The following is a 26,138-nucleotide window of genomic DNA, read 5'->3' as shown; positions in this document are numbered from 1 at the left end:
CTACACCTCCGCTGCCGCAGCGGGCCGAGGCTCCCGCCGCCGCCGCATCGTCAGGCGGGCCAGCAGGTCGCCGATGCCGAGGACGAAGCCGCGCGGGACGAACAGCACGGTCGCCATCAGCAGCGCGCCCATCAGCACCAGCGCCGTCTCCTGGCTGTAGATCGTCAGGCTCTGGAAGCCGAGCAGCAGCAGGAAGGTGCCGACCAAGGTTGCAGTCAGGTCCGTCCGCCCGGAGAAGGCGACCCAGATGATCGGCATGGAGGCCGCCGGCAGGCCGATACTGGAGGGCGTGATGAACTGCCCCCAGGAGGTGTAGAGCACGCCACTCAGCCCGGCGAGCGTGCTGCCCAACACGAAGACGGCGAGCTGGTAACGCCGCACGTCATAGCCCAGCAGCTCAGCCCGCTCCGCATCCTCGCGGATCGCCACCAGCACGTTGCCGAAGCGCGAGTTGGCCAGCATGCGCAGCAGCAGGTAGACCATGACAAGGCCGAGGATCAGGACGTAGTAGAACAGCGTCTCCTCCAGCACGATGCCGCCATCGGGTCCCGGGAAGGTCAGCGGATCCATCCCCTGCATGCCGTTGAAGCCGTTCAGCCGTGCCTTGCCGATCGCCCATTCGGGCCCGGCGGTCTGGCCGAGGAAATAGGCCAAGGCGAGCGTGACCGAGAGCGTGACGATGCCGAAGAAGACGCCGTTGATGCGGCCGTAGATCATGAAGTAGCCCAGCACCGCGGCGGCGGCGGCGGCAAGCACCAGCCCCGCCGCCAGCCCCGCCATGGTGCCGAGCGGCCCATTGCCGAGGTCGATGGCGATGACGCCGTAGCCATAGCCGGCAAGGCCAAAGAAGAAGGTCTGGCCGAAGGACAGCATCCCGCAGAGGCCCCACATCAGGCAGAGGCCGAGCGCCATGAAGATCCAGACGAAGAAGTAGCCGAAATTGCCGACATCGTAGGGGTCCGCGAAGAGCGGATAGGCCAGTGCGGCGAGCAGGACGAGGCCTGCGGCGCCCCAGAAGGCCGGGCCCCGGCCCATGGTCTGCGGCCCATCGAGAAGCTTGAGCATGCGGGTCCCCCGTCAGGCCGTGCGCCGCGTCAGCCAGCCGGTGAACCCGTCCGGCAGCACGCGGATGATGAGGATCACGGCCACCAACAGGCCGATCTGGCCGATGATCTGGCCGTACCAGGCATTCAGGCCGGTGCGGATGACCGCGAGCGCGACCGCCGCCGGCGCCGTGCCCAGCAGCACGCTGGAGCCGCCGACCACCACCGTGACGAAGGATTCGACGATGAAGCTCGACCCCATGGTGGGGATCAGCGACATGGTCGGCGCGTAGAGCGCGCCGCAGAACCCTGCGAGCCCCGCGCCCACGCCGAAGCTGAGGGCATAGACGCGGTTCCGCCGCACGCCGAGCGCCTGCGCCATGCCCGGGTTCTGCATCACCGCGCGTGCCTGGATGCCAAAGCGCGTGCGGAGGAACAGGAACCAGACGAAGCCGAGCACGCCGATGGCGGCGGCGAACAGCACCATCCGATAGGCGGAGAAGGTATAGTCGCCGACGCGGAAGCCGCCCAGCGGCGTGCCGATGCCGGGGAAGGTCGAGCCCACCAGCACCAGCGTGCCCTGAGTGACCACGAGGCTGAGCCCCCAGGTCACCAGCAGCGAGTCGAGCGGACGCGTGTAGAGAGGCCGGATGACTACCGCTTCGAGCACCATGCCGATCAGGAAGGCCACCGCCGTACCGCAGGCCTGGGCCAGCGGCAGCGGCAGCCCGGCATGATAGCTGGCTGCCGTGACGTAGACGCCGCACATCACGAACTCGCCATGCGCCATGTTGATGACGCCCATCATGCCGAAGATGATGGCGAGGCCTGCCGCGGACAGCACCAGGAACGCGAAGACATCAGCGAACTGGTAGAAGCCCGCAAACAGGTTGCCCAGCATGGTCGCACTCCCCTCGCCAGATCAGCGACGCGGCAGGTTGTCCGGCGTGTATTGCTCGCGCGGGTTGGACTGCAGCAGGTTGCAGCCGACCTGGCCGAGCCAGAAGGGCTGGATGTCGCCGAAGTCCTTCTCGATCTTGATCTTGTTCTCGCCATCCACCGAGATCAGCCGCATGCGGTGCGAGCAGTGCTGGCTCTTCGGGTCGATGACGATGCGGCCCTCGGGCGCATCGACGCCGAGGGTGCCGTCCGCCATGGCGCCGCGCAGGTCGGCGAGCTTGGTGGACTTCGCCTTCTCGGCCAGCTGCTTGTAGAGCATGATGGCGACCCAGGCATTGTAGCCCATGTCGTTGATGTAGACCTCGTCCGGGTACTTTGCCCGCCAGCGGGCGACGAAGGCCTTCGCCTCCGGCGTGTCGAGCTCCTCGAACCAGTTGGCGGCGGCGTACATGTCCTTCATCACGCCAGCCGGGAAGCGCTTGTGCTCGAAGCCGAGCATGATCTTCACCGGGCTCGCCATGGGCAGGCGCACGCCGGCGGCGTTCTTCTGCTCGTAGAAGGAGGATTGCGCCGCGCCGACATCCAGCATGTACAGCCAGTCCGGCTTGGCGCGCTGGATGTTCTGGATGGTCTGGGCGAATTGCGAGACCCCGAGCGGGATGAACTCCTCGCCCACGAACTCGACCCCGAGCGGCTTCATGATGGACTTGCCCCAGGCAGAGGACAGGTGGCCGAAATTATAGTCCGCCGCGACGGTGTAGACCCGCTTGCCGAAGCGCTCGACCATCCAGGGCAGCAGGGTCGAGAGCTGCTGCTCCGGCACGGCGCCGACGCTCAGCATGTTGGCGTCGCAGACGCCGCCCTCATACTGATTGGTGTAGATGTAGAAAGCGTTCTGCCGGCCCACGATCGGCCGCACCGCCTCGCGCGAGGCGGAGGTGATGCCGCCGATCAGCACATCCACCTTGTCCCGCTGCAGCAGACGGCGGGTGAATTCCTGGTAGCGCGCGTTGTCGCCCTGCGGGTCGAGATGGATCAGCTCCAGCTTGCGGCCGAGGATGCCGCCCGTGGCGTTCACCTCGTCCACGGCCATCTGCGTGCCGTGCAGCTTGGGCAGGCCGATCGAGGCCAGGTCGCCCGAGATGTCCTCGAGCAGGCCGATCTTGATCGGCGGGCCGGCCGCCTGGCCGGTCCGGGGCAGCGCGGCCGCCAGCGACGCCCCGGCCGTCCCCAAAAGCAGATCCCTGCGGTTCATGCTGTCCCTCCTTGCGATGCTGTCTCGGTCGCGCTCAGCCGAGCGCGGGATGCTGGCGGTGGACATCCGTCGCGCCCTGGAAGGCGTGGCCCGCCCGACACAGCACGGCCTCGGACAGATGCGGGCCAACGAGCTGGAAGGCGATCGGCGTCCCCGCATCGGTGAAGCCGCCCGGCAGGGTGATGGTCGGGCTGCCGGTCATGTCGAAGGGGCAGGTGTAGCCGAGTAGCGCCTGCATCAGCGCCGCGTCCTCGCCGGCCGTGGCCATCTTCGCCAGGGTGGGCGAGGCGAAGCCCTGCGCGGGCGCCAGCAGAAGGTCGATCCCCTCGAACATTGCGGCGACGCGGCCGCGGAAGTCGATGCGGCGCAGCACGATCTCCTGGTAGCCCATGCCCGTGAGCCCGTGCCCGAGCTCGATCAGGGCCGACAGCGAGGAGCCATACTCACCCTTGCGAGCGGGATAAGTCGCCTTGTGCGCCACCGCCACCTCGGCGCCGCAGAGCGGGAACCAGTCCTCTATCACCGCCGCGGTGTCGGGGAAGCGCACCGGCACCACCTCGACGCCGAGCTTCTTCAGCACGGCGAGCGCCGCCTGCAACACGCCCTGCGTCGCCGCATCGGTCGCTGCCCCCATCCAGGCTTCGTCGATGCCGAGGCGCAGCCCGGCGATGCCGCCTTCCAGCTCCGCCATGTAGTCCGGCACCGGCGCCTGCAACGCCGTCGGATCGTCCGGGTCGGCGCCCGCGATGGCAGCCAGCATCGCCGCGGCATCGGCCGCGCTGCGGGTCATCGGGCCGATATGGTCCAGCGTCGCCGCCAGCTCGAAGACGCCGTAGCGGCTGACGCGCCCCCAGGTCGGCTTCACCCCGGTAAGCCCCTGCGCCGCGCAAGGGAAGCGGATCGAGCCGCCGGTGTCGGAGCCGAGCGAGCCGTAGCAGAGGCCGGCCGCCGTGGCGACGCCGGAGCCGGAGGAGGAGGCGCCGGACCAGTGCTCGGCGCTCCACGGGTTCACAGGCGGCGGGATCTGTGGGTGGTGATCGACATAGGCGCCCTCGGTGAGCTGCAGCTTGCCGAGGATGATGGCCCCCGCCGCCTGCAGGCGTTTCACCACCGTCGCCGTGTCCTGCGGGCGGAAGTCGTGGTGGATGGTCATGCCGGCGGCGGTCGGGACGCCGGTCATCCAGCACAGGTCCTTCACCGCGATCGGCGCGCCGTGCAGTGGTCCCTTGATCTCGCCGCGGGCGATCTCGGCCTCGGCCTGCCGCGCCGCGGCGCGCGCCTCCTCTGCCATCACCAGCGCATAGCTCTTCAGCTGGCCATCGAGGGCCACGATGCGCGACAGCATCGCCTCCGTTGCCTCCACCGGCGAGATCTGCTTCGCCTGGATGCGCTGCGTCAGCTCGGTCAGCTCTAGATAGGGAAGCTCGGTCTGCGTCATGGCGGTTCCTCTCAATTATTGCGCCAGTCGTGGCTGGCGGCGAAAGCGGATGCCAGACGGATCAGCGTGGCCTCCTCGTAGCGACGCCCTACCAGCATCAGCCCGACCGGCAGCCCGTCGACGGTGCCGCAGGGGATGGTGAATGCCGGGTGGCCCGAAACGTCGAAGGGGCAGGTATTGGCCTGCATGTTCAGCGCGCGGTCCACCGCCAGCGCCCGCGGCGCGTCGCGCGGTGGGATCTCGGTCGCGGTGAAAGGATTGGTCGGCATGACCAGCACATCCACCCCTTGCAGCGCCGCGTCATAAGCCTGGGTCAGCGGCACGCGCAAGTTCTGCGCCTTCGAGTGGTAGCGGTTGTGGTAATGCTTGTTCAGGTACTCGCCCAGCAGCAGCACGAGCTTCACCGTGTCCGACACGTCGTCGATCCGGGTGTCGAAGCCGCGCGCGAAGGCCTCCTGCATGCCGACGGGGTAGTAGCCCGGCACGTTGTGGCCGACGCCGTGCCCCTTCAGCATCATCTCAGCGGCGCCTTCGAGGATGATCCCGCTCCAGATCGCCGGCGCCACGCGGTGCATTGGTACGGAGACGCTCTCGACCTGGGCCCCGAGCCGCTCCAGCGCGCCGATCGCGCCGCGCACGCTGGCATCCACCCGCGGGTCGCTTTCTGGATGGCCGAAGCCCTCCTGCAGCACGCCGATGCGCAGCCCCGCGGCGCCGGCACCCAGCGCGCCCATATAGTCGCCGACCTGGGCCGGGATGGTCCGATGATCCCAGCCGTCATGCCCGGCGATGACCGACAGCAGCAGCGCCACATCCTCGACGCTGGCGCAGATCGGTCCGCAATGGTCGACGGAATAGCTGATCGGCATGGAGCCCGTCACCGGCACCAGCCCCCAGCTCGGCTTCAGCCCATAGACGCCGCACCAGCTCGATGGCGTGCGGATGGAGCCGCCCTGGTCGCCGCCGAGCGCCATCTCGACCGCACCTTCTGCTACCAGCGCCGCACTGCCGCCAGAGGAGCCGCCGGCGCTGTGCGTGGGCCGGTGCGGGTTGCGAATGGGGCCGGTGACGCAGGTATGGCTGGCGCCGGAGAAGCAAAGATCCTCGCAGGCCGCCTTGCCCGCGATGGTGCCGCCGGCTTGCAGGATGCGGGTGACGACGGTGGCGTCGACATCCGGGACATATCCCTCCAGCAGCGCCGAACCATTCATCATCGGTACGCCGGCAACACAGATGTTGTCCTTCACCGCGACCCGCTTGCCATGCAACGGGCCGGGCCCGCCGGTGGCGATCTCCGTGCGCCAGTACCAGCCGTTATGGGGGTTCTCGGCCGTGGAAGGACGCCAGCCGGGTGTGCGAGCCGCGACCACTGGCAGCTTGGGCTCGGGCAGTTCGTCGAGAAGCCGGTAGGCCTCCAGCGTGCCGGCCATGATGCCTCGGAACTCCGCGGCATCCTCGGCGGACAGGTGCAGCCCCTGCCGATCGGCCATCTGCAAGATCTGTTCAAGGCTAGGCGTCCTGACAGGCATGGCGCCTCCAATACGTGCGTCGTCCTGCTCCCGTCCGCGAGCGAGCGCAGGGACGGAAGGCGAGATACCGAAAGTCATGCATACTGAGCGCGCAAGGTGCCGGGCCGCGCATGTGAGACATCCTTGTCTCGCGGGCTCAAGCGAAGCGCTCGCCGGCGATCTTCGAGCAGTCCCTTCAGTCCTGTCAACACGGTTGCAGGTACGTCGTGCTCAGCTTTTCGGCTTCCAGAACGCTGGGATGGGATTATGCATAAGGGTGTGAAGCAGTTGCCCGCCCGATGGGCAGCAGCCGTGTTCGTGGAGACCAGCAACGTGCCCGTGTCGCGTGAACGCATCCCGGTTGGCCTGCTCTATTCCGGTACGGGGTTATACGGCGCGGTGGGACAGGAGATGCTGCGCGGGGCCCTGCTCGGCCTTGAGGAGGTCAATGCATGGGTGAGTACGGACTTCGTTCTGGAGCCGCTCATTGCGGACCCAAGCGGCAGGTTGCGTGGCTATTATGAAGCCTGCGACGCGATGCTGCGCCAGCATCGTGCAATGCACCTGGTCGGCTGCTACACCTCGGCCGCCCGTCGCCAAGTCCTGCCCCTGGTTGAGGCTGCGGACGCGCTCCTATGGCATCCGGCGCGCTACGAAGGTTTCGAAAGCAGCGAGAGCGTCATCTATGTCGGCGCCGCTCCCAACCAGCACGTGGTGCCGCTGGCTCGTTACATGTTGCAGCACATCGCCAGCAGCGTGTACTGCATCGGCTCGCACTATATCTGGACCTGGGAGACAGCCCGCGTGCTGCGCGAGATGCTGGGCGCGACCGGAGGACACATGGCGGCGGAGCGCACCTTGCCGCTCGGCGAGACCAGCGTGGAGCATGTCGTGGAGGAGATCGTGCGGCTTCGGCCGGGCGTGGTCTTCAACACGCTGGTCGGCCAGTCGAGCTATGCGTTCTTCCGCGCCTACCACGCGGCCCGGCTGCGCGATCCGCATGCTTCGCTGCCGCCAATTCTCAGCTGCAGCCTGTGCGAGCCCGAACTGCAAATCATCGGTGCCGAGGCGGGGGCCGGGCATATCGCCTGCTCGCCCTGGTTCCAAAGTCTCGACACGCTGGAGAACCGGGTTTTTCTAGGCCGCTACCGCGAGCGCTTCGGTCCCGGCAGTTCGCCCTCAGTGGATGCGCAGGCAAGCTATACCTGCATGCTGTTGCTGGGCCGCGCCATCAAGGCTGCCGGCAGCGCCGATGTGGCAGCGGTACGGCGCGCGCTGTACCGCGACAGCTTCCGCGCGCCGCAGGGGGCGATATGCGTCGATCCGGACAACAACCATACCTATGCCACCCCGCGCATTGCGCGCTCCAATCTTGCCGGCCAGTTCGATCTGTTGTGGGAATCGCCAGCGCTGGTCCGGCCGGACCCCTATCTCGTGTGGCTGGACCAGGCGCTTTCGGAGCATTCGGAAGTATCGGCCCCACCACGGCGGCATCTGAGGATCGTGTCGTGACAGGACCCCGCATCCCGTCTTTCCGGAACCGGCATGCCCTCGTCGTGCATCCCGACGACAATGATCGCCGGTTGCTCGATGGCCGCTTGCGGCGCCTCGGGCTGGTTGTTCATTGTCATGAGAACATGCCTCCGGTGCCGGTCGCCTCGCATGCCGACGTTGTCTTTTTCGATGTCGATACAGGGGCCGGTAGCCCGTTCGAGGGGCTGGCGCCCAGCGTCAGGCTAATCGCCCTCGTCGGAGCGGAGACGCCGGGCAGGCTCGAATGGATGCTGGCGCAGAAGCCCGGAGCCTGGCTGATGAAGCCCATTCGGTCGAGCGGTGTCTACACGGCCCTCGCTATGGCATTTCAACGCCTCGAGCAGCAGCACGACACCGAGCGATACCTGGAGCGGCTGCGCCTCCGTGCGCGGCACCGCGATCCGGTCGAGGCGGCCATCATGCAGATCATGCATCAAAACAATTGTTCGGAGCAGGAAGCCTTCAGCTCATTGCGGAAGGCTGCGATGGACACGAGGTCGAGCCTCGTCACCCTCAGCAAGTCGATCCTTGCCGATGACCTGCCGCCACCCCAACGGGGCCTCCTCCAAAGGGGAGGCTGAGGACGGACGGTACCGTGGGCGTTGCCCAGGGGGCGGGCTCCCTCATTGAGTGGGAGCCAGCTGGAAGGCGGTCGCCGGTGAAGCCTGTGCAACAGGATGCCGTTTCGCCCTGCCACAAGATCCGTACGCGGCCGCCGGGCCGTTCGATAGGTGTGGTCGCTGCCGATAGCCCGTGGCTAAGCTTCACCGCGAGAAGTGCCTGGTGGGAGCGACAACGTTATGAAAATCAAGCTGCATCATGTGAATTTCTGTTCGGCCGATGTTTCGGCAATGAACGAGTTCTACCGCACCGTGCTCGATCTGGAGCCGGAACCCTCACTGCAGGCTGCCCGCGTGACGGCTAGCGGATATGCTGGGAAGGTGGCCTTCGTAACCGATGGCGTAACCCAGCTGCATTTGGCGGAGAGAGATCTCGGGGTCGGCTTCCGCACCAATAATGTCATCAATCCTCTTGAGCGCGGCCATATCGCGTTCCGGACGGACGACCTCGATGCATTCAAGCGGCGTCTGACGGAAAAGGGCATACCGTTCTCGGATTATGGCGCATGGGCGATGAACGGCTGGGAGCAGATCTTCTTCCACGATCCGGACGGCAATGTCGTTGAAGTGCATCAGGATCGCACGTCGAAGATTTCTTGAGTTTTCCGTCTGAACTACGGCAGGTGCTGGTCCATCAACGTTTGCTCCTGAACTCGCGGGAAGCAGCATGATGCTGCAGCTGTGTGCTGATTGGGCGAGCCGGAGCGGCTCGCCACCACTTCTCGGCAGAACGAAAGCGCCGGCGTAGCTGGTGTCAGCACTGTCGCTCCTTCGGCTCAGTTGATCCTGAGATTGAACTCCTGCACCAGCTTGCCGAAGCGGGCATACTCCGCGGCGTGGTAGGCGGTGAAATCGGCTCTGGAGCGGTACTGGATCGGCATGTCCATCCTGCGCAACCCTTCCACGACGGTAGGGGCGGCCATCATGCGTTGGCAGGCCGCCTCAATTCGATCAAGAACCGCGACAGGCGTGCTGGCCGGAGCGTAGAGGCCAGACCAAATGGTGAAGACGAGATCATAGCCCAGTTCGCGCATCGTGGGCGTATCCGGAAATTCCTGTGCCCGCGCTTCGCTGAAAACCGCAAGGGGATGCAGGTTGTACTGCCGGACCAGATTCCCTTGATCGGTAAAAAGCGGGACCTGCTTTGACGCCATGGCTTGCATTACCTCGCCCGAGCCCCGGAAAGGGATATGGTTCATCTCGATTCCGGTGAGGCGCTCCAACGCGATCATGCTGATGTGTGGCGTCCCGCCCGGACCGGTGCTCGCATAGGGCAGGGTGCCCCGTGCTTCGCGGGCACGTGCGACAACGTCCTGCAAGGTGCGGAAGCCCGAGTCCTGTGGGGTCATCATGACAACAAGAGCAGCCGTGACCTGGCAAATCGGCAGGAAGTCGGCCTGCTGGAATGGGGCTCCCCTCGTATGAGGCGTCAGCACGAGCGAGCCTCCTGGCGCAAGCAAGATGGTTGTCCCGTCAGGCCGGGAACGCGCAAGCTCAAGTGCGCCTACCGTGCCATTGGCTCCGGCGGTGTTCTTGATCACAACCTGGCTGTTGAGCGCGATTGCCAGCTCCGGCTGCATGATGCGAGCCATGAGGTCCGTAGCACCACCCGGCGGGTAGCCTACTATCATGGTGACCGCAGTCTGCGCGCGAGCGGGTGTAATCGACAGGGCCACGCACAGCAGGCCCACTGTATGTAGAAGTCGGAGCATGGTGTTCCTTCCCAGGGAGGTTTGTTGCCCCGGATTATGCCGGGCAAGGAGCGGGATGTCTGCATGTCCCGAAGCCGCTTCAGCCGGGCACAGTCCGCTCGGGCTACGCCAGTTCTGGCGAAGTACCTGCGTCGAATGCCGGTTGCGACGACCAGGCCCAAGGTCCAGCCCACCCATAGCATCGAAACCGAGGTGCGCCGTCCCTCAGCGCTGCGCTGCAGCCACGAAGGCGAAGTTCTCGTAAGCGTTCTCCGCTACCCGGAACCACTGGAATTGCTCATCCCGGAAGGCCTTGTAACTCGTCCACATCTTGCGGAAGCGCGGGTTCTGGGCTGCCGTGTCCTCGTATAGCTCGTGCGTCGCGCGCCAAGCGGCTTGCAGGACCTCTCGCGGCCAGGCCTTCAGCTGTGCCCCGCCAGCCAGCAGCCGACGCAGCGCCTTCGGGTTCGCCTCGTCGTAGCGGGCGATCATCTCCAGCGTCGCCTCACCGCAAGCGACCTCCAGGATGTGCTTGTATTGGTCGGGCAGGCCTTCCCAGGCACGATTGTTCATCATGAACACGCCACGGGAAGAGGCGTCCCAGAATCCCGGCGCGTAGTAGTACTTGGCTACGCGCTGGAAGCCGAGCTTCTCGTCGTCATAGGGTCCGATCCACTCCGCCGCGTCGATGGTGCCACGCTCCAGCGAGGGATAGATGTCCGAGGCCGCGATTTGCGTCGGCGCTGCGCCGAGCTTCGCAAAGACCTGCCCGGCGATGCCGGAGATGCGGAATTTGACGCCCTTGAGGTCATCCACGCCGCGGATCTCCTTGCGGAACCAGCCGCCCATCTGGGTGCCGGTTTCGCCGAAAGGAATACCGACGACGTTGTAGTCGCGGTAAAGCTCCGCGGCGATCTCGTTGCCGCCGCCATAGCGCATCCAGGCGGTCATCTGCCGCATGTTCATGCCCCAGGGGATGGCGGCGAAGGCAGCCAGCGTCGGGTCCTTGCCGATGTAGTAGAGGCTGGAGGTTTGGCCGCACTCGATGGTGCCGGTCTGCAGCGCATCCAGAACCTGCAGGGCGGGCACGATCTCGCCGGCCGCGAAGCAGCGGATCTGGAAGCGGTTCTCTGTCATCTGCGCGACGCGACGCGCGAGGTACTCCGCTCCACCGAAAAGGATGTCGAGGTTCTTGGGGAAGCTGCTGGCCAAGCGCCAGCGGATTTCGGGATGCTGAGTCTGGGCGAGGGCGGGCGCCGCCAGCGCCGCCGGAACAGCCACCGCCGCTGCGCCCAGGATGAAACGACGATCCATGACGTTGTTTCCTCGTTGTTCTTTGTTATTGGCATTGTCCTCGAAGTGGAAGCATGCACGGCTGGAACGCCGATGCAACGGGAGTTCGGTGAGATTGGGAAGTGTGCCGCACCGTTCAGCCGAGTTTGTCAGACTGGCGAAAGCGAAGGCGGTGATGCCGGCCATGCTCCTGGTGGCAGACGCGCCAGTGGTTGGCATGCACCGCTGCGTCGCACGCCAGTCCGCGTCGAAGACACCGGCCAACCTGAAGCGACACGGCCGCGTCAATCGCCGCCTCATCGGTGGGCTGACCTTGAGCTACATGATGCAGAAGCACCCAGCAGAGGGTCTTGATGCTTGGCATTAGGCCTTTGTCGACTGCCGACTCTACTCTACCAGCCGCCAGAACACGCCCCGTGCCTTGATCGGCGCGTCACGCTGGGCTAAGGCTTTCCACATAAGATGGCGCGGGGTCAGCAGCTTGCCGGTCCCTGCCTGCGTGCGGTGCCATGCCGATAAAAGACGTATCTTCGCCGCGCAGCCTACGCCAAGGCGTGCAGTTCGCTTCGTATCACCCTCATCTCCGCGGATGGCGGTGAAGCAGACCTTCGGGTGGCCATTGGTCTACGGCGGCGATCTGGACGCGTCGACCGCCGCAGCCCATGGCGTTGAGCCCTGGCGGTTCAGGGTTGGATCTGGATGCCGGTTCTCGCCACCATCTCCCGCATCTGCTCGAATTGCTGCTGCATGAACAGGCTCGCATCGCTCAGGCTATTCTTCTCCTGGATCGGATCGTGCCCGGCGAAGACCATCTTCTCGCGGATGGCCGGGTCACGGAGCGCCTCGTTCAGGCCGCGGTTGAGAGCCTCGGCCACCGGTGCCGGCATGCCTGCCGGTCCAATCAGGATGAAGAAGCCGCCATTCTCGAAGCCGGCCACGCCCAGTTCTTCGAGCGTCGGGATCTCGGGGAAGGTCGGGAAGCGCCGGTTGCCTACCATGGCGACGCCCCGCAGCTTCCCCTCCCGCATCAGGGCAGTGGCGCTGGCCAGCGCGGCAACGCCGAATTGCGTCTCGCCATTCATGATCGACTGCACCATCTGCGCTCCGCTGCGGTATGGCACATGGACGAACCGCGTCCCAAGGCTCTGCGCCAGCATCTCCGCCCGTAGATGCAGCACGCCGCCAAAGCCGGATGAGGCGTAGGAGATGCTGTCCCGTGGCGCTTCCCGCATCGCGGCCAAAACGCTCCGGGCATCGGGACCACCAAAACCCGGTGTCACCACCAGCACGCCTGGCGGCGTGCTGATTACGCCAAGCTGAGTGAAGTCGCTGACGGGGTCGTACCGCGTGCCGCCGACCGTGGCTGCGGGCGCGGCTGCCGCGGCGCCGGTTTCCGTTAGCATGATCGTGTAGCCGTCGGGCGCCTGGCGCTTCAGCCATTCGGTGGCGACGGTGCCCGCGGCGCCGGGCCGGTTGTCGACCAGGATGCGGGCGCTTGGAGCCAAGGCCGCCGCGATCCGATCGGCAAGCAGGCGGGCTGCGATGTCGGTGCTGCCGCCCGGGCCGTAACCTGTTGCCATGGTAATGGGCCGGTCGGGCGCCCAGCCGCGGCCCTGGCTGGTTTGCGAAGCAGTGACGCGTGGCAGGACGGCCGACGCGAGCGCTGCCGTCAACAGGCTGAAGGTATGGCGGCGCTGCATGGGTCATCTCCCGGACGATATTTTTTGTGTCACCACCAAAGCATCGCCAGCGGTGCGACCGGAAGCCTATTTGCCGGATTGCCGAGACAACAGCGCCGATAGGATCCTGCCGTCACCAACCAGCATTTCTATCAGTGATAGATAATAAAAATCATAGCCAAACTCAAGATACTTAAACATCTATGTTACTTGTGAGTTCGACACATCCCGCAACAGAATAGAACGTTCCCGGCGTGCCTTTGATCATAGTCTGGCTGAGCGAAGGCAAAAAAATGAATATGTCAGATTCTTGTGGCTCGCTGTTTATCGGCGGCGGCCCGGCTGGAATTGCGCCTTTGGTATGGGCTGCGCGTACTGGGAGGCTCAAGCTATTAGCCCAGACGGGACTTGTTGTCGTCGAAGCCGGCAACTGTCTGGGCGCCGGCTCCATTGGCGACCATGCAATCGGTTCAGACACGCTGGCCGACACTTTTTTGGAGTGTGTCGAGAACAGCCAGGACGAGCGCTTGTCGGCCCTGCGGACCCATCCAAGCGCCGAAGCGGTGCGACGATACAGCAAAGGGGCCGCCCCGCTCCCTGTAGTCGCCGCCTTCCTCGAAACCCTTGGCAGGACCGTCCAGGACATCATCGAGGCGGCTGGCGGGCAGGTCCTGCTTGGTCATCGCGCTTCCGGGCTGCGGCGGCAACGAACCGGCCGATGGCTTGCGACATTGCAGACGGTAACAGGCGAATCGCTGACCGTCACGGCCTCGAAGGCGGTCCTGGCAACCGGCGCTACGCAGCGTCTTGATGACCTCGCCTCCATCCCCGTCGCCGGCTCGCCGCTCATGCCTGAATTTGCAGGCAAGCTCCTGCTGTCAGGGGAGGTGCTCGGTCATGGCGGCCTCGACGCCATCCGCCGGTACCTGCGAGGGACGGCCGCACCCAAGATTGCCATCGTCGGCGGATCCCATAGCGCGGTCGCATCAGCGAACCGTATCCTCCACGGCATGCCGGAGCTCAGCCTGGCCGCAGGCGCGGTCACCATCCTGCATCGACGGCCGCTGCGGATCTTCTACCCGACGCCCGAGGCCGCCCTGGCGGAGGGCTACACCGATTTCGGGCCGCAGGATGTCTGTGCCGTCACCGGCCGGCTGTACCGCCTGGCCGGCTTCCGCCTCGATGCCCGCGATCTCGTCATGCGCGCCCTGGGCGTCGGTGGCCGGCCGGCCGAGCCTCGGCTGGCATTGCATCGCATCGGCACGGGCGATGCGGACGAGCAGGGCCGATCCCTCCTGCGGTCGGCGGATGTGATCGTGGCCGCGCTCGGCTATCGTCCGACGGCGGTTCCGATCGAACACGCCGACGGCACCCCATGGCGCTTGGCCGCCGGGTCCGGCACGGCACCACTGGTCAACTCCGCATGCGAGGTCCTTGACGACGCGCAGCACGCCATCCCCGGTCTCTACGGCATCGGGCTGGCCGCCGGCTTCGTCCCGCAAGGTGCCGCCGGCGGCGAGCCGAGCTTCGTTGGGCAAACCAACGGTCTGTGGCTCTGGCAAAACCCAATTGGCGCGATGATCGTCGAAGCCCTGCTGCAAGGAGAGTCCGGCCGTGTCGCCGCTTGATGCCGGCGACAGCCAGATACTGATGCCCCTGCGGGTCAGCCTCATCGTCGGAACCCGGCCCGAAGCCATCAAGCTGGCACCCGTGGCGATCGCGCTTCTGGCGATGCCCGAGGTGGAGCCGATGATTTGGTGCACCGGCCAGCATGCGCATTGGGCACCGGAGATGCTCGCCCATTTCAACCTCGAGCCCAGCCGCCTGATGCCGCCACCGCCCTCCGGCCAGGGGCTTACGCAGATGGCCAGCCACATCCTGACCCAGATGCAGGCCAGCATCCAGGATGACCGCCCGCAGGTCATGATCGTGCAGGGCGACACGCTCAGCGCATTCACCGGCGCCGTGGCGGCCTCCTATGCCGGGCTGCCGCTGGTGCATGTCGAAGCCGGGCTGCGCAGCGGATGCCGCAAGGACCCGTTCCCGGAGGAGGCGCATCGCAGGGCCATCGCCGCCTTCGCCGATCTGCATTGCGCGCCGACCGAGGCCGCCTGGCAGACCTTGATCGACGAGAAGCTTCCCGCATCCGAGGTCCTGCTCAGCGGCAACACGGTGATCGATGCCCTGCACCTTATCCGTGACCTGGTGCCGGCCAATGACCTGACCCCGGCGACGGTGGACCCGGCCCGGCCCCTCCTCGTCGTCACCTGCCATCGCCGGGAGAACTGGGGTGCCCGCTACGAAGCCGTCTGCAAGGCTACGCTGCAGCTGGCGAGGCGTGGAGATTGCGAGGTCGCGTTTGTCGCGCATCCCAACCCGGCCCTTTCGGATATCGCTCGGGTGTTGCTCGATGGCCAGCCGCGGCTGCATCGACTGCCGCCCCTGGCCTATCCATCCTTCATGAACCTCCTGGAGCGAGCCGCCCTGGTCCTGACCGATTCAGGAGGCATTCAGGAGGAGGCGGCGGCGCTCGGCGTTCCCACCCTGGTCCTCCGCGACACCACGGAGCGATCGGAAGGCGTTGCGGCAGGCATCGCCAAGCTGGTCGGCACCGTCGAGGCGGATATCGTGTCGGCGGCCAGCAGCCTGCTGGACGACCTGCCGGCCCTGAGGGCCAGCCGGGTGCCATGCGACGCCTATGGCGACGGCCGGGCAGCCTACCGCATCGCCTCGGCGATCAGGGAGCGGTGGAGTGACCGGCGAATGCTTGCGGTCCGTCCTCAGATCAATGATCCTGCCGCGGCCCTGGCATCCAGGCTTCGCGCCCGCGCCTGATCCCAGACGCTGAAGGCCTGCCAGGCAAACATGCTGGCCCAGCTGTTCCGGTCGCGTCGCACCTTGTCGAATTCGACGCCGCCTTGCGGCGACAGGCGACCAGCGAGATTCCGATGGAGCCGTGGCGCCATCGCGCGCCAAGTCTCAAGGGTCGCGGCGTCCAAGGCTGCCGCCGCCTTGAGGATCACGCCGGCGCGCAGCGCCTGGGCCAGGACATCGGCCCGCGCGGCCGCCTCCCGGGTGCCCGCGCTCGGCGGCAGGTCCGCCGTGTCCCGGTCGAACTCCGCGCAGAGATAGGCGAAGGAGGTCGCGGCGCGCTGCAGGCACTGCGCGTCATCCGTCTGGGCCCAGAAGGTCAGCCACCCTTCGATCGAGTAAAGGAAAGGGTGCAGCTCCCGCATCCGCCGCCGCTGCTGCTGGTCGAGCAGGACGCCCTCGTCCCGCGCTGTCTCCTGGGCAATCGCATCAAGCCTCGGCTGGCCGAGCCCAGCCAGCGCGGCCGCGGACTTCACGTGATGGACATCCCGCGTCGTCGACCACTTCACCGGGATGGGCACATCCCGCCGGCCATCCCGCAGAACGTGCGACGCCAGGCGGCCACGTTCCACGATCCGCGCAACCGAGTTGCCGTAGCGGGCCATCATCCTCGCCGGCAGGATGCCCGGCCAACGGGCCTCCGCCATGCCAAGGCCGCGGAGGATGATGGCGAGGTCAAAGGAAAACAGGCAGCGGTTGCGCCAATCCACCGCGCTGAGATCCTCGATGCGGCGATACAATGTCAGGGGCGCGCCCTCGCCGCCCTCGGCATCCAGCCAGCGGATCACCCGCGCCGCGATCTCCCGATGCGGGGCGCTTGGCGACCCCGCCGAGGCATGTGCCAGGAACTGCAGGTAGTAGCCGCAGATCTCGGGATAGACGCCGTCCCACATCCCATCGGCTTCCCGATAGTTGATGATGCCTCCAGAGACATGCGGAGGCTCCGTCAGGACGACGTCATCGGAGACGAGCCACCGCTCGAGCCTCGCCGCGAGCCGGGTGTCGTCCGCTCCGGACGTATCCTGAGAGATTGGCATGTCGCTGACCTTCGGTTGTCGCGCTGCTCAGCGCCGGCTGGCCGGGGGCAACCCGAGCGCCCGCATGACCCCGGGCGGCAGGGTGGTGGATGCCGAATAGCGGCCGGGCTGGATGGCGAAGCCCATGCTGTCCTCCAGCGCCCACAAGCCCCAGCCGATCCTTGCCTGGTCGGCGGCCTGCCGGACCGCTTCGAGATAGGCGTTCCGCGAGTCCTCGTTGAGCGCGCGTACCGCACCGAACTCGGTCAAGGCGACGGAGACCCCGTTGTCGCGTCCCCACCTGACCGCCCGGTTGACGTTCGCAGCGATGGTCGCCGCATCATGGCGCTCCGAGCACCAATAATTGGCGATGTCACGGGTCCGCTGGTGCTGGATCCCGGCGACGGCTGCCCGGCAACGCGCCTGATCCGTGACAGGAAACGGCAGCTTGCCCAGCGACGCGGTATCGACCCCCTGCTCCCATGAGGCCAGCAAGGTTAGAACCTGCGGCTCGTAGGTGTGGAAGGTGTAAACCACATTCCTGTCGGCTACCGGCTTCACCCGCAGCAACCCGTTGATGCTGCTCCAGTCCGCGCCCGCCAGCACGATGGTGTTCCGCGGCAGCGCGGCGCGGATGATGGCGACGAGGTCTCCCTGCATCCGGTCCCATTGGGCCGGGTCGGCGAACATCGGCTCGTTGACCACCTCCGGGAAGGTGAGGGCCGGTGGCAAATGCGCCAGGGCCGGCGCCAGGTCACGCCAGAACCCCAGCAGCTTCCGCCGCGCATCGGCATTGGTCTGCAGGTTCCAGTTGCCGAGATTCTGCGGATGCGGCTCAACCATGACCGCCAGCCCTGCTTTCTGGAAGCGCTCGATCGCGGAGACGATCGCATCGAGCTTGTCGCTCGCGATGCCGTCGCCGCGCATGACCACTTCAGGCCCGACCGCCAGCCGGATATAGGTAAACCCGGCCTGCTTGAGCGACGCGATCGCCGCATCATCCATGTAATTCCGCAGGGCCCGGGTACTGCCGTCCGGCGGGAAGCGGAACCAGTGCGCGACGTTGAGGCCGCGCGCCAGCGTGGCCATCCGGTCGGGCGGCGCTTCGGCGCGCGATGGCGCGGCGCTCGCCAACAACGAGATCAACGCGCCACCGATCACGCCGAGGAGGCGCAACCCCGGGCGCCTGGCAAACCCGCAAGCTGCCTGATGCAAGCCATCCGAAACTGCCATCGATGTCACCACCTCAGAACGCGGTATCCCGTTGTACGCTAGGACGGCAGGCTGCCGACTCAATACGTCGTGCAAACCTCCCGGCAGCGGCAAGCTTGGCCATTCCGTTGCCGGCCTCCTTGATGCACTCTCAACCGGCCGCATGGATTCCGTGTCAGATGCCCTCCGTTCTCCCAGCGCCGAACAAGGACACGGATGCCATTCCCTGCACGATGCTGCTCGGCCTCAAATTCACCGACATGACCGTCGCAGAGGCCGCGGCCCACATCGCCGCACGGCCACCGGACGCACCCTTCGGCTTCATCGTGACGCCGAATGCCGAACATCTCGTGCGGCTCGCCAAGGATCCGGCCCTGGCGGCGGTGTACCGGCGCGCCTTGCTTCGCGTGATGGACTCACGGTGGTCCTCGGAGCGGCAACCCTGCTCGGCTTGCCGACACCGGGCCTGGTTCCGGGCAGCGACCTCACCGTCGAGCTGATGACGAAGCATCTGCAGCCCGGCGACAGGATCACCGTCATCGGCCTGTGGCCCAGGGACCTTCCTCTCCTCCGCCGACGATTTCCCGCCAACCCCATCGCCCATCATTTACCGCCGCTTGGCTTCGAGCGGGATGAGGAGGCCTTTCGGAGGACCATCGCCTTCGTCGAAGCCAACTCGGCGCGTTACTACATCTTCGCCTGCGGCATGCCCCGGCAGGAGCTGCTGGGAGATCGGCTGTCGGCGCGGGGCAAGCTTTGCGGCACGGCCCTGTGCGTAGGCTCTGCGCTGGAGTTCCTGATCGGCGCCCAGCAGCGCGCGCCTGTCAGGATGCAGAAGGCTGGGTTGGAGTGGCTATTCCGCCTGTACCGCGAGCCCCGGCGCCTGGCGAAGCGTTACCTGGTCCAGTCGCCGCCGATCTTCGCCTTGCTGATCCGGGAGAGGCTGCGCCGGCGGGGCCGCTGACGCGGCACCGCTCAGCCGTTCTGGTCCTTGTACCAAGGTTGGCCGGCGATGTGGCTGAAGGCTTCGGAGATGGCCGCCCCGATCTCCGGACGTAGCCTAGCGGAGCCGGCCTCCTTCAGCCGCCACCAGCGCCCCTTTGGTGACCGTCCATTGCGTCGGGTGCTGCTGCCCCAGCCCTGAGCCGCCTGCCGGGTGTGGCCGGGAAACCGCCGGTAGTCGGACGCGGCCCCGTTGCTGTTATCGGGTGGGCCGATTCCCCATTTGCCGCAATAGTTGACGGTGCGGTTGGCATCGGCCCAGTGCTGGATGCGCTCCTGCCAGCGCCGGACGGCATCCAGATTCCCGGCATCGAGCTCGTACATGTGCCACTGGTGCAGCCGCGGCTTATCCGGGTCGACGCGCAGCGTCCCGTCCATCATGGTCGCCGGGGCGCCATAGTCGGCGCCGTCGGTGACGATCACATGGATATAGTCTGGTACTTCGTCCCGCGCCATGAAGCGCTCATCCACGACATCGAGGCAACACGGTCATGCCGGCCTCGATGATGCCTCGGCTGGCTCGCAGCCACAGCGCGAACTGCTCCTGCGACACCAAAGGGAACCGCCCGCCCGAGGGCGGATAGATGCGGATATGGGTAACGCCTGCGGTGTATTCGCGCAGCACCGCATCGGTCAGCCAGCCATTCATGAGTACATCGCTGCGCTCGACATTGATGCCGAACCGCAGCGGCGCCAGGAAGCGCCGGACGCGCGCGGCCGCCGCGCTCTCCGCGGCCTGTGCGGCAAGGGCTACCGGCACGGCGGCCGCAGCGTGAAGGAAAGCTCGCCTGTGCATTATCCCGTCCTCATAAGCCGGGGCTGCGCTGCCTCTTGACAGGTTACCATCCCGGCTCGGCGTGAATGCAGTCACGAAGGATGGACAGCGGGCTCCCCGTCGATGTCGCTTCGGTCCCGGCACCCGTGTTCCCCTCCGGGGCAGGGTCGGGCTAGCGTCGCCGCGCGCCTCACGGAGGAGTCCATGGAATACGTGTGCGACGGGACAAGAGGAAGCACCTGGTTCCGCATTCAAACGGAAGCCGAGGCGGTGCAAGAATCGGAGCGCATGCGGCATGCGGTCGAGAAGCATTTCCGTCGCGCCTCCGAGGCGGCCTCGGAAGCCTTCGATCCAGCCGGGATTCCCTATATCGAGCAGGACATCCGCCGCGCCACCCATATCCGGCGAACGATGCCGGTCTTCCTCACCCTGCGGGACGATGACGGAAGCTCGCTGGTGACGGCCATGTTGCCGCAGCCGGGACGGTCCCAACCGGAACTGCACCCCGTCATAGTCGGCCAAGGCAACAGCGACCCGTACCCTGCCCATGGCGAGGCGATCGCTGCGCTCGGAAACCGCTTCGGCATGACGCTGGACCGGGCCCGGTGCTACCCCTACAGCCGATCCTAGGCGCCCGGCGTATGGCGCCGGAGGAAAGCGACGACGCGCGCCTCCTGCGCAGCCAGATGCTCCGGGCCGCGCCAGTTTTCGAGAACCTCCACCCCGGGCAGCAGGTTGGCCAGTTCCGCACTGGTCGCGGCGGGGTGCGGCGTGTCGCTCCCGGGCAGCAGCATCGTCGGCACCGGGCAGGACCGGGCGAAGGTGCGATCGATTGAGAAGACGAAATCGCCGCCCCACATGTTGTGGCCGAAGGCCTCGATCGCAGCACCGTCGAGTTCGGGTCGCGCCTCGCGCTGCTCCCGGCTCCAGGTGGCATGGCTGTTGGGGAAATACTCCGGATGCTCCGGATGCAGGCCAATCGGGTTCTGCAGCACCGCCGCGGTGACGCGCTGCGGCGCCATCTCCACCGCCTTCAGGCAGAAGCTGCCGCCGATGCAGCCGCCCAGCACGTGGAACCGCCCGAAGCCCAGATGGGCCATCAAGGCCAGATGGTCAGCGGCATAGGTGTGCCATCCGTGATCGGCCTCGATCGTGCTCCGGGAGTTCCCGGCATTCCGCTGGTCCATGGCGACTGCGGTGAAGCCGGCCGCCGGCAGCGCCTGCGTCCAATCGACCCAGGGCCGAGGCGGGCTGCCGGAGGGCGACGACCACATTTCCATGCGGGAACGCAGGCCGCCCGGCGCGAACAACAGGACAGGAAAGCCAGATCCCTGGGCCCGGTAGGCAATCCGGCCGTCAGGCCGGTTCAAGATGGGCATGGCGTGCTCCTGTTTGTCCGATCCTGCCATCGGCCCGCTATCCCGTGTCAAATCGGCACGAGATCATGACAAACCGGCGCAGCGACACGCCACGGATGCAGGCATGGGCCTTGGTGGCCGCCTGCATCCGCGGGACGGGGCTTCGGCAACCTCGCCATCCGCTGTGACGATCGGTTCCGGGTTGCGGCGGGACCAGCGCCATCGGCTTGGGAGCCGATGATGCGGACCGGATCGTCCAGCAGCACGATGTTGGTCGGGATCACGGCCCGGCAGCTACCCGAATGCGCCGGGCCTTCTACAACCGCCATCGTGCGGGTGTCTCGACCCGCACCCCTGGCCTCGGGCCCCGTCAGCAGTCACCTGCCGGAGCGCAACGCACTTGCCAGGAGACAGCTATGTCTCGGCATTGATCTCGGCGAAGGTTTCCCGGGCGACCAGCAATGCCTCCCGCACGGCGGGGGCGCCGATATAGCCCGCGGTGTGCAACAGCGCCTCGCCTAGCTCATCCTCGGTCCAGCCCTGGCGGCGGGCCATGCGGAGATGGATGCGCAATTCCGGCCAGGCGGATGTCGCGGTATCGGTGATGACGGTGATCAACGCCCGGGTCTTGAGGTCGAGCCCCGGCCGCGTCCACAACAAGCCGAAGACCGCCTCTCGCGTCCAGTCCGCGAATTTTTCCATCAGCGGGTCATTATAGACGGTGCTGGCCATCCGTTCGGCCATGGCGTCGCCCATCAGCTCGCGTCGCGTCTCCGTACCCTTGGAATACATCTCGCTCCTGGCCATCGGCTTGGTTCCTCCCTTGCGCATGACAGCCTATCGCATCGCGCGAGAAGGAGAAGGTGGGCCCTCGCCCGAAGGCCCTCTGCAAGGTCCCCTCCGCCTGACAAGGCGAAGCCGCGCCGGCCCGCCGCCGTGCTCAACCGCATGGTCCGTGCTGCGAAGCCAGGTGCCACTCGTCGCCCGGTACCCTGGACCGGGTGGGACCAGCCCACCCGCTCACCCGCGCCTGTGCACCGACTCCCTGATCCGCTGCTCCCAGCGTGCTGCGAGCATGAGGCGAGGGGAACGGGTCATCGCCGCCGTGCGCTTCATCGGATGCGGCGGCGCCAGGACCAGCGGATACCGGAGCGAACCCTCCAGACGGCGCAGTCGTGGTTCAGCGCCGCGGCCGAGATGAGCCATCGGGGCCATCCTGGCGGGAGGCCGAACGGGAAACCGAGGCACGCGCGCAACGTTGGATTTGCATCATGGCTCGTGCACCCGTTGCCCGCGACACCTCCATCGCAACCTATCGCGCAAAGCGCGACTTCGCCGTGACACCGGAGCCAGCCCCAGCGGGGCATGCCACTGGCGCGATGCGGCGCTTTGTCGTCCAGAAGCATGATGCCCGCCGTCTGCATTGGGATTTCCGGCTCGAGCATGAGGGCGTGCTGGTCAGCTGGGCAGTGCCCAAGGGCCCCTCGCTCGACCCGGCCGACAAGCGCCTGGCCGTCCGGGTCGAGGATCACCCGCTCGACTATGCAAGCTTCGAGGGCACCATCCCCGCGGGCAACTACGGGGCAGGTAAGGTCGAAATCTGGGATGAGGGCAGCTGGGAGCCGCTTGGCGACCCCGCCGCTGACCTTGCCGCCGGCGAGCTGAAGTTCCGGCTGTCAGGACAGCGTCTGGAGGGCGGCTTCGTCCTGGTCCGCATGAAGCGCCGGGGCGGGGAACGTGCCGAAAATTGGCTGCTGATCAAGGAGCACGACGACGCCGAGCAGCCCGGCGCCGACGCCGCGGTGCTCGAGGCGCGGCCGGCACCGAAGCCCCATCGCGCCTCGGGCAGCGTCAAGCCGGCGACCAAAAGGCAAGCTTCGCCCGCCGCCGCGCCAGAAGCGCGGCCTGGCACCGTCGTCGCCATGAAGCCGGCAGCCCACTCGCCCCACCCAACCGGCGACGCGCCGGTCGCCGGCGCGGTACCGGCTCCGCTGCCGGCTGATCAGAAGCCCGAACTTGCCACGCTCGTCGAGGAGCCGCCCGAGGGCACCGGCTGGCTGAGCGAGGTGAAATTCGACGGCTATCGCCTGCTCATCCGCAAGCACGGCCGGGATGTGCGCCTGATCACCCGCAACGGCCTCGACTGGAGCGCCAAGTTGCCGGAGGTCGTACGCGCCATCGCGCGGCTGAAGGTCGACAGCGCGCTCCTCGACGGCGAACTCGTCGCGCTGCGGGAGGACGGGCTGTCCTCCTTTGCCAATCTGCAGGCAGCCCTGGCCAATGGTGGCGACCGAGGCGGCCTGTTCCTCTATCTGTTCGATCTGCTGCATCTCGATGGGTGGGATCTGCGCGACTGCCGGCTGACCGACCGCAAGGCAGCCCTGCAACCGCTGAGCGACTGGCGCGGCGTGCTGCGCTTCAGCGACCACCTTGATGGCGGGACCCTGCGGGTCCGCCAGCAGGCCTGTGCCCTCGGCCTTGAGGGTATCATCTGCAAGCGGGCCGACGCACCCTATCGCGGGGTCCGCACCCGCGACTGGGTCAAGGTGAAGTGCCAGGGCCGCGACGAGTTCGTCATCCTTGGCTGGACGCCGCCCGCAGGCAGCCGCCAGGGGCTTGGCGCGCTGCATCTGGGCTTCCACGACGATCGTGCGCGGCTGCACTATGTGGGCGGCGTCGGCACCGGCTTCAGCGAGAAGGAACTGGCATCGCTCAGCCGCCGCCTCGCCCGCATGGTCAGTACGCCACCGGAGGGACTGCTGCTGGCCGGCGAGCCGCCCGATCCCGCGATCAACTGGGTACGGCCGGAGCTGGTGGCGGAGGTACAATATATCGGTTGGACCGGCTTCGGCCGTCTGCGCCATGCCGTCTATCTCGGGCTGCGGGAAGACAAGGGCCCGGAGGAGGTGATACGCGACATCCCCCACCCGGACGTGGACCGCATTTCCTTCCAGCCGAAGCATCGCAGTGGCGCGACCATTGTTCATGCCGTCAAGCCGGTGGCCGGGGCGCAACGCATCGGCGGCACGCAGATCACCCATGCTGACCGAGAGCTCTGGCCGGGGATCATCAAGCAGGATCTTGCCGAGTATTGGCGGCAGGTTGCAGCTCGCGCCTTGCCGGACATCGCCAGCCGGCCGCTAGCGCTGCTGCGCTGCCCCGACGGAATCGAGGGCCAGCGCTTCTTCCAGAAGCACGGCAACCGCGGCATGCCGCCCGCCATCCGCGAAGGTGCCGCGGGCGACCAGCCCTTCCTGTCAATCGAGGACGAAGCCGGCCTGTTGGCCTGCGCCCAGATGGCGGCCATCGAACTGCATGGCTGGGGAGCGAGCGGCGCCGACCCGCTGCATCCGGACCGGCTCGTTTTCGACCTAGACCCCGGCGAGGGCGTGGCCTTTGCGGAGGTGGTGCAGGCCGCGCTGGATCTCCGCAAGCGGCTGCAGGACGGAGGGTTGGAATCGTTTTGCCGGACCACCGGCGGCAAGGGCCTCCATCTCGTGGTGCCGCTGCGGCGGGAGGCCGAGTGGGGCCCGGTGCGGGACTTCGCGCGTGGCTTCGCCCGGGCATTGGAGACAGAGGCGCCGGACCGCTTCATCGCCACCGTCTCGAAGGCCCGGCGCCGCGGCCGCATCCTGGTGGACTGGCTGCGCAACGGTATTGGCGCCACCGCCGTCTGCTCCTACTCGCCGCGTGCCCGGCCTGGTGCCGCCGTGGCGACGCCGCTGGCCTGGCGCGAGGTGACGCCCAGTCTCGACCCGCAGCGCTTTACCATCGCCACCGTACCGGTGCGGCTACGCCAGCAGCGGCGCGACCCATGGGCCGGCATGGCGACCGTCGACCAGCGCCTGCCGAAGGAGTTCCGATAATGGCCGAGCATCAGCACCCCATCTGGCGCGGCCACCTCCGGCTCGCGCTGGTGTCCTGCCCGATCGCCCTCTACAGCGCACGGCAGGCCTCGGCCGAACTGCATTTCCACTTCATCAACCCGAAAACCGGCAACCGGGTGCGCATGGTCACGCTCGATGACGGCACGGAGGAGGAAGTGCGGCGGTCGGACCTGGTGAAGGGCTATGAGTTCAAGAAGGACACCTATGTCTTGCTGGATGATGCCGATTTCGAGCGTGCGAAGATCGACAGCTCCACGGTCCTGACCCTCGACAAATTCGTCCCTGCCGACGCGATCGACCCGATCTACTACGATGCGAGCTACTTCATGGTCCCCGATGGCGAGGCCGGGCAGGACGTCTATGCCGTACTCCGCGAGGCAATCGGCAAGACCGGCCGGGTCGGCTTGGCGCGGCTGGTCATCGCCCGGCGCGAGCGCTCGGTCGCCATCATGCCGCTGGGCCGCGGCCTTGTGCTGCATACCCTGAACGACCCCAAGGAGCTGCACGACCCGGAGGAGCTTTTTGTCGGCTTGCATGCCGGGAAGCCCGACGCCGCCATGGTCCGGCTGGCGACGCAGCTGGTCGATCGTCAAACCCAGCGCTTTGCGCCGGCCGATATGGAAGACCGCTACGAGGCGCGGCTGCGCGAGGTGATCGAGGCGAAGCTTCGCGGCGAGGAGCAGCCGGAGGCTGAGGAGGAACCTCAGCGCGACAACGTCATCGACTTGATGACGGCGCTGAAGCGCAGCCTGGGCGAAGCGGCGGAGGACAAGCCGGCCAGGAGCACGACGCGCAAGGCCAAGGCGCCGGCCGCCACGAAGCCTAAGGCCACGACGGCGAAACGCCGGGCTGCGGCCCCGTGATGCAGGCCAAGCGGTCAATGCTGCGAAGGTGTCGAAGCCGCTGCCTATGCCAGGCGCCAGTGCTGGATTGAAAAGCGCAACTGCACTTCCGTTGCTGTTGCGACAGGACCTTGCGGTACTCCGCGAGGGCGTCGAGGCACAATGTCGCTCGCTACTGACGGGTATCTCTAGTCAGGACGAACCAATTGCATCGG

24 protein-coding genes are annotated in these 26,138 nt (G+C 66.8%); 10 read left to right on the top strand and 14 right to left on the bottom strand.

The genetic code is table 11. The features are described 5' to 3' along the window. From LH62_RS06465 to LH62_RS06445, 5 genes are read right to left on the bottom strand one after another with little or no spacing between them, the layout of a single operon-like run. Entirely contained in the window at positions 1–1,065 is a 1,065-nt protein-coding gene (locus LH62_RS06465; RefSeq protein ID WP_043360054.1) for an ABC transporter permease subunit, read from the bottom strand. Between the two features lie 12 nt (positions 1,066–1,077). Beyond that, the gene (locus LH62_RS06460) at positions 1,078–1,944 is read right to left on the bottom strand and encodes an ABC transporter permease subunit (RefSeq protein WP_043360052.1); all 867 of its coding nucleotides are present in this window, start codon (positions 1,942–1,944) and stop codon (positions 1,078–1,080) included. Between the two features lie 21 nt (positions 1,945–1,965). Next, positions 1,966–3,198: an urea ABC transporter substrate-binding protein gene (locus LH62_RS06455; protein WP_043360051.1), complete on the bottom strand. Its 1,233-nt coding sequence runs from the start codon at positions 3,196–3,198 to the stop codon at positions 1,966–1,968. A gap of 34 nt (positions 3,199–3,232) precedes the next feature. Next, positions 3,233–4,636, bottom strand: coding sequence for an amidase (locus tag LH62_RS06450; RefSeq protein WP_043360049.1), 1,404 nt, complete (start codon positions 4,634–4,636; stop codon positions 3,233–3,235). A gap of 11 nt (positions 4,637–4,647) precedes the next feature. Further along, positions 4,648–6,165: an amidase gene (locus LH62_RS06445; protein ID WP_043360048.1), complete on the bottom strand. Its 1,518-nt coding sequence runs from the start codon at positions 6,163–6,165 to the stop codon at positions 4,648–4,650. 246 nt (positions 6,166–6,411) lie between these two features. Here LH62_RS06445 and LH62_RS06440 point away from each other — a divergent pair, with 246 nt between their 5' ends. The 3 genes from LH62_RS06440 (at position 6,412) to LH62_RS06430 (ending at position 8,897) form a co-directional block, all read left to right on the top strand. Then, positions 6,412–7,656 carry a transporter substrate-binding domain-containing protein gene (locus tag LH62_RS06440; RefSeq protein WP_201445434.1) on the top strand — a complete coding sequence of 415 codons (1,245 nt, stop codon included), beginning with the start codon at positions 6,412–6,414 and terminating at the stop codon, positions 7,654–7,656. Next, on the top strand, positions 7,653–8,258 hold the full coding sequence (locus LH62_RS06435; RefSeq protein WP_144404400.1) for an ANTAR domain-containing response regulator: 606 nt from the start codon (positions 7,653–7,655) through the stop codon (positions 8,256–8,258). The genes LH62_RS06440 and LH62_RS06435 overlap by 4 nt, the downstream gene beginning before the upstream one ends. 219 nt (positions 8,259–8,477) lie before the next feature. Next, positions 8,478–8,897, top strand: coding sequence for a VOC family protein (locus tag LH62_RS06430; RefSeq protein ID WP_043360046.1), 420 nt, complete (start codon positions 8,478–8,480; stop codon positions 8,895–8,897). Between the two features lie 176 nt (positions 8,898–9,073). Here LH62_RS06430 and LH62_RS06425 read toward each other — a convergent pair whose 3' ends face one another. The 3 genes from LH62_RS06425 to LH62_RS06415 all read right to left on the bottom strand — a co-directional run bounded on the left by LH62_RS06425 (position 9,074) and on the right by LH62_RS06415 (position 12,981). Beyond that, positions 9,074–9,877, bottom strand: a complete 804-nt coding sequence (locus LH62_RS06425; protein WP_160299785.1) for a tripartite tricarboxylate transporter substrate binding protein — start codon at positions 9,875–9,877, stop codon at positions 9,074–9,076. A gap of 336 nt (positions 9,878–10,213) precedes the next feature. Then, complete coding sequence (locus LH62_RS06420) at positions 10,214–11,302, bottom strand: TRAP transporter substrate-binding protein (protein ID WP_043360042.1); 1,089 nt, start codon at positions 11,300–11,302, stop codon at positions 10,214–10,216. 662 nt (positions 11,303–11,964) lie between these two features. Continuing rightward, positions 11,965–12,981 carry a tripartite tricarboxylate transporter substrate binding protein gene (locus LH62_RS06415; RefSeq protein ID WP_052213786.1) on the bottom strand — a complete coding sequence of 339 codons (1,017 nt, stop codon included), beginning with the start codon at positions 12,979–12,981 and terminating at the stop codon, positions 11,965–11,967. Between the two features lie 233 nt (positions 12,982–13,214). Between LH62_RS06415 and LH62_RS06410 the strand changes: the two genes are divergently transcribed. Then, positions 13,215–14,588, top strand: coding sequence for an aminotransferase DegT (locus tag LH62_RS06410; protein WP_144404399.1), 1,374 nt, complete (start codon positions 13,215–13,217; stop codon positions 14,586–14,588). Beyond that, positions 14,575–15,795, top strand: coding sequence for a non-hydrolyzing UDP-N-acetylglucosamine 2-epimerase (gene wecB, locus LH62_RS06405; protein ID WP_052213781.1), 1,221 nt, complete (start codon positions 14,575–14,577; stop codon positions 15,793–15,795). The genes LH62_RS06410 and wecB overlap by 14 nt, the downstream gene beginning before the upstream one ends. Here wecB and LH62_RS06400 read toward each other — a convergent pair. Together LH62_RS06400 and LH62_RS06395 are read right to left on the bottom strand one after the other, a co-directional pair. After that, the gene (locus LH62_RS06400; RefSeq protein ID WP_144404398.1) at positions 15,741–16,868 is read right to left on the bottom strand and encodes a hypothetical protein; all 1,128 of its coding nucleotides are present in this window, start codon (positions 16,866–16,868) and stop codon (positions 15,741–15,743) included. The two genes, wecB and LH62_RS06400, sit on opposite strands and share 55 nt — an antisense overlap. Positions 16,869–16,895: 27 nt before the next feature. Then, positions 16,896–18,023 (bottom strand): glycoside hydrolase family 5 protein, encoded by a 1,128-nt coding sequence (locus LH62_RS06395; RefSeq protein WP_043360038.1) that lies wholly within the window; start codon positions 18,021–18,023, stop codon positions 16,896–16,898. Positions 18,024–18,292: 269 nt separating this feature from the next. Here LH62_RS06395 and LH62_RS31020 point away from each other — a divergent pair, with 269 nt between their 5' ends. Both LH62_RS31020 and LH62_RS29100 read left to right on the top strand, forming a co-directional pair. Next, the gene (locus LH62_RS31020; RefSeq protein WP_160299784.1) at positions 18,293–18,559 is read left to right on the top strand and encodes a hypothetical protein; all 267 of its coding nucleotides are present in this window, start codon (positions 18,293–18,295) and stop codon (positions 18,557–18,559) included. Continuing rightward, on the top strand, positions 18,511–19,023 hold the full coding sequence (locus LH62_RS29100) for a WecB/TagA/CpsF family glycosyltransferase (RefSeq protein ID WP_236552490.1): 513 nt from the start codon (positions 18,511–18,513) through the stop codon (positions 19,021–19,023). The genes LH62_RS31020 and LH62_RS29100 overlap by 49 nt, the downstream gene beginning before the upstream one ends. An 11-nt stretch (positions 19,024–19,034) precedes the next feature. Here the strand turns inward: LH62_RS29100 and LH62_RS06385 are convergent, their stop codons facing one another. Both LH62_RS06385 and LH62_RS06380 read right to left on the bottom strand, forming a co-directional pair. Further along, on the bottom strand, positions 19,035–19,517 hold the full coding sequence (locus LH62_RS06385) for a hypothetical protein (RefSeq protein ID WP_043360036.1): 483 nt from the start codon (positions 19,515–19,517) through the stop codon (positions 19,035–19,037). Between the two features lie 7 nt (positions 19,518–19,524). After that, positions 19,525–19,821 (bottom strand): hypothetical protein, encoded by a 297-nt coding sequence (locus tag LH62_RS06380; RefSeq protein WP_043360033.1) that lies wholly within the window; start codon positions 19,819–19,821, stop codon positions 19,525–19,527. A 303-nt stretch (positions 19,822–20,124) separates the two neighbouring features. Here LH62_RS06380 and LH62_RS06375 point away from each other — a divergent pair, with 303 nt between their 5' ends. Continuing rightward, positions 20,125–20,466 (top strand): hypothetical protein, encoded by a 342-nt coding sequence (locus tag LH62_RS06375; protein WP_201445433.1) that lies wholly within the window; start codon positions 20,125–20,127, stop codon positions 20,464–20,466. On the opposite strand, the gene LH62_RS06370 is transcribed toward LH62_RS06375, so the two are convergent. Together LH62_RS06370 and LH62_RS06365 are read right to left on the bottom strand one after the other, a co-directional pair. Then, positions 20,463–21,215 (bottom strand): alpha/beta fold hydrolase, encoded by a 753-nt coding sequence (locus LH62_RS06370; RefSeq protein ID WP_052213775.1) that lies wholly within the window; start codon positions 21,213–21,215, stop codon positions 20,463–20,465. The two genes, LH62_RS06375 and LH62_RS06370, sit on opposite strands and share 4 nt — an antisense overlap. 393 nt (positions 21,216–21,608) lie before the next feature. Then, a complete protein-coding gene (locus LH62_RS06365; protein ID WP_043360029.1) occupies positions 21,609–22,001 on the bottom strand; it encodes a carboxymuconolactone decarboxylase family protein in 393 nt (130 codons plus the stop codon). Positions 22,002–22,465: 464 nt separating this feature from the next. Between LH62_RS06365 and ligD the strand changes: the two genes are divergently transcribed. Both ligD and LH62_RS06355 read left to right on the top strand, forming a co-directional pair. After that, positions 22,466–25,060: a DNA ligase D gene (ligD, locus tag LH62_RS06360; RefSeq protein ID WP_043360026.1), complete on the top strand. Its 2,595-nt coding sequence runs from the start codon at positions 22,466–22,468 to the stop codon at positions 25,058–25,060. Beyond that, on the top strand, positions 25,060–25,944 hold the full coding sequence (locus LH62_RS06355; protein WP_043360023.1) for a Ku protein: 885 nt from the start codon (positions 25,060–25,062) through the stop codon (positions 25,942–25,944). The genes ligD and LH62_RS06355 overlap by 1 nt, the downstream gene beginning before the upstream one ends. Positions 25,945–26,138 lie beyond the last annotated feature (194 nt).

Source organism: Belnapia sp. F-4-1, from assembly GCF_000802185.1.
Taxonomy (GTDB): domain Bacteria; phylum Pseudomonadota; class Alphaproteobacteria; order Acetobacterales; family Acetobacteraceae; genus Belnapia.
This window is presented reverse-complemented; position numbering and strand designations above follow the sequence as displayed.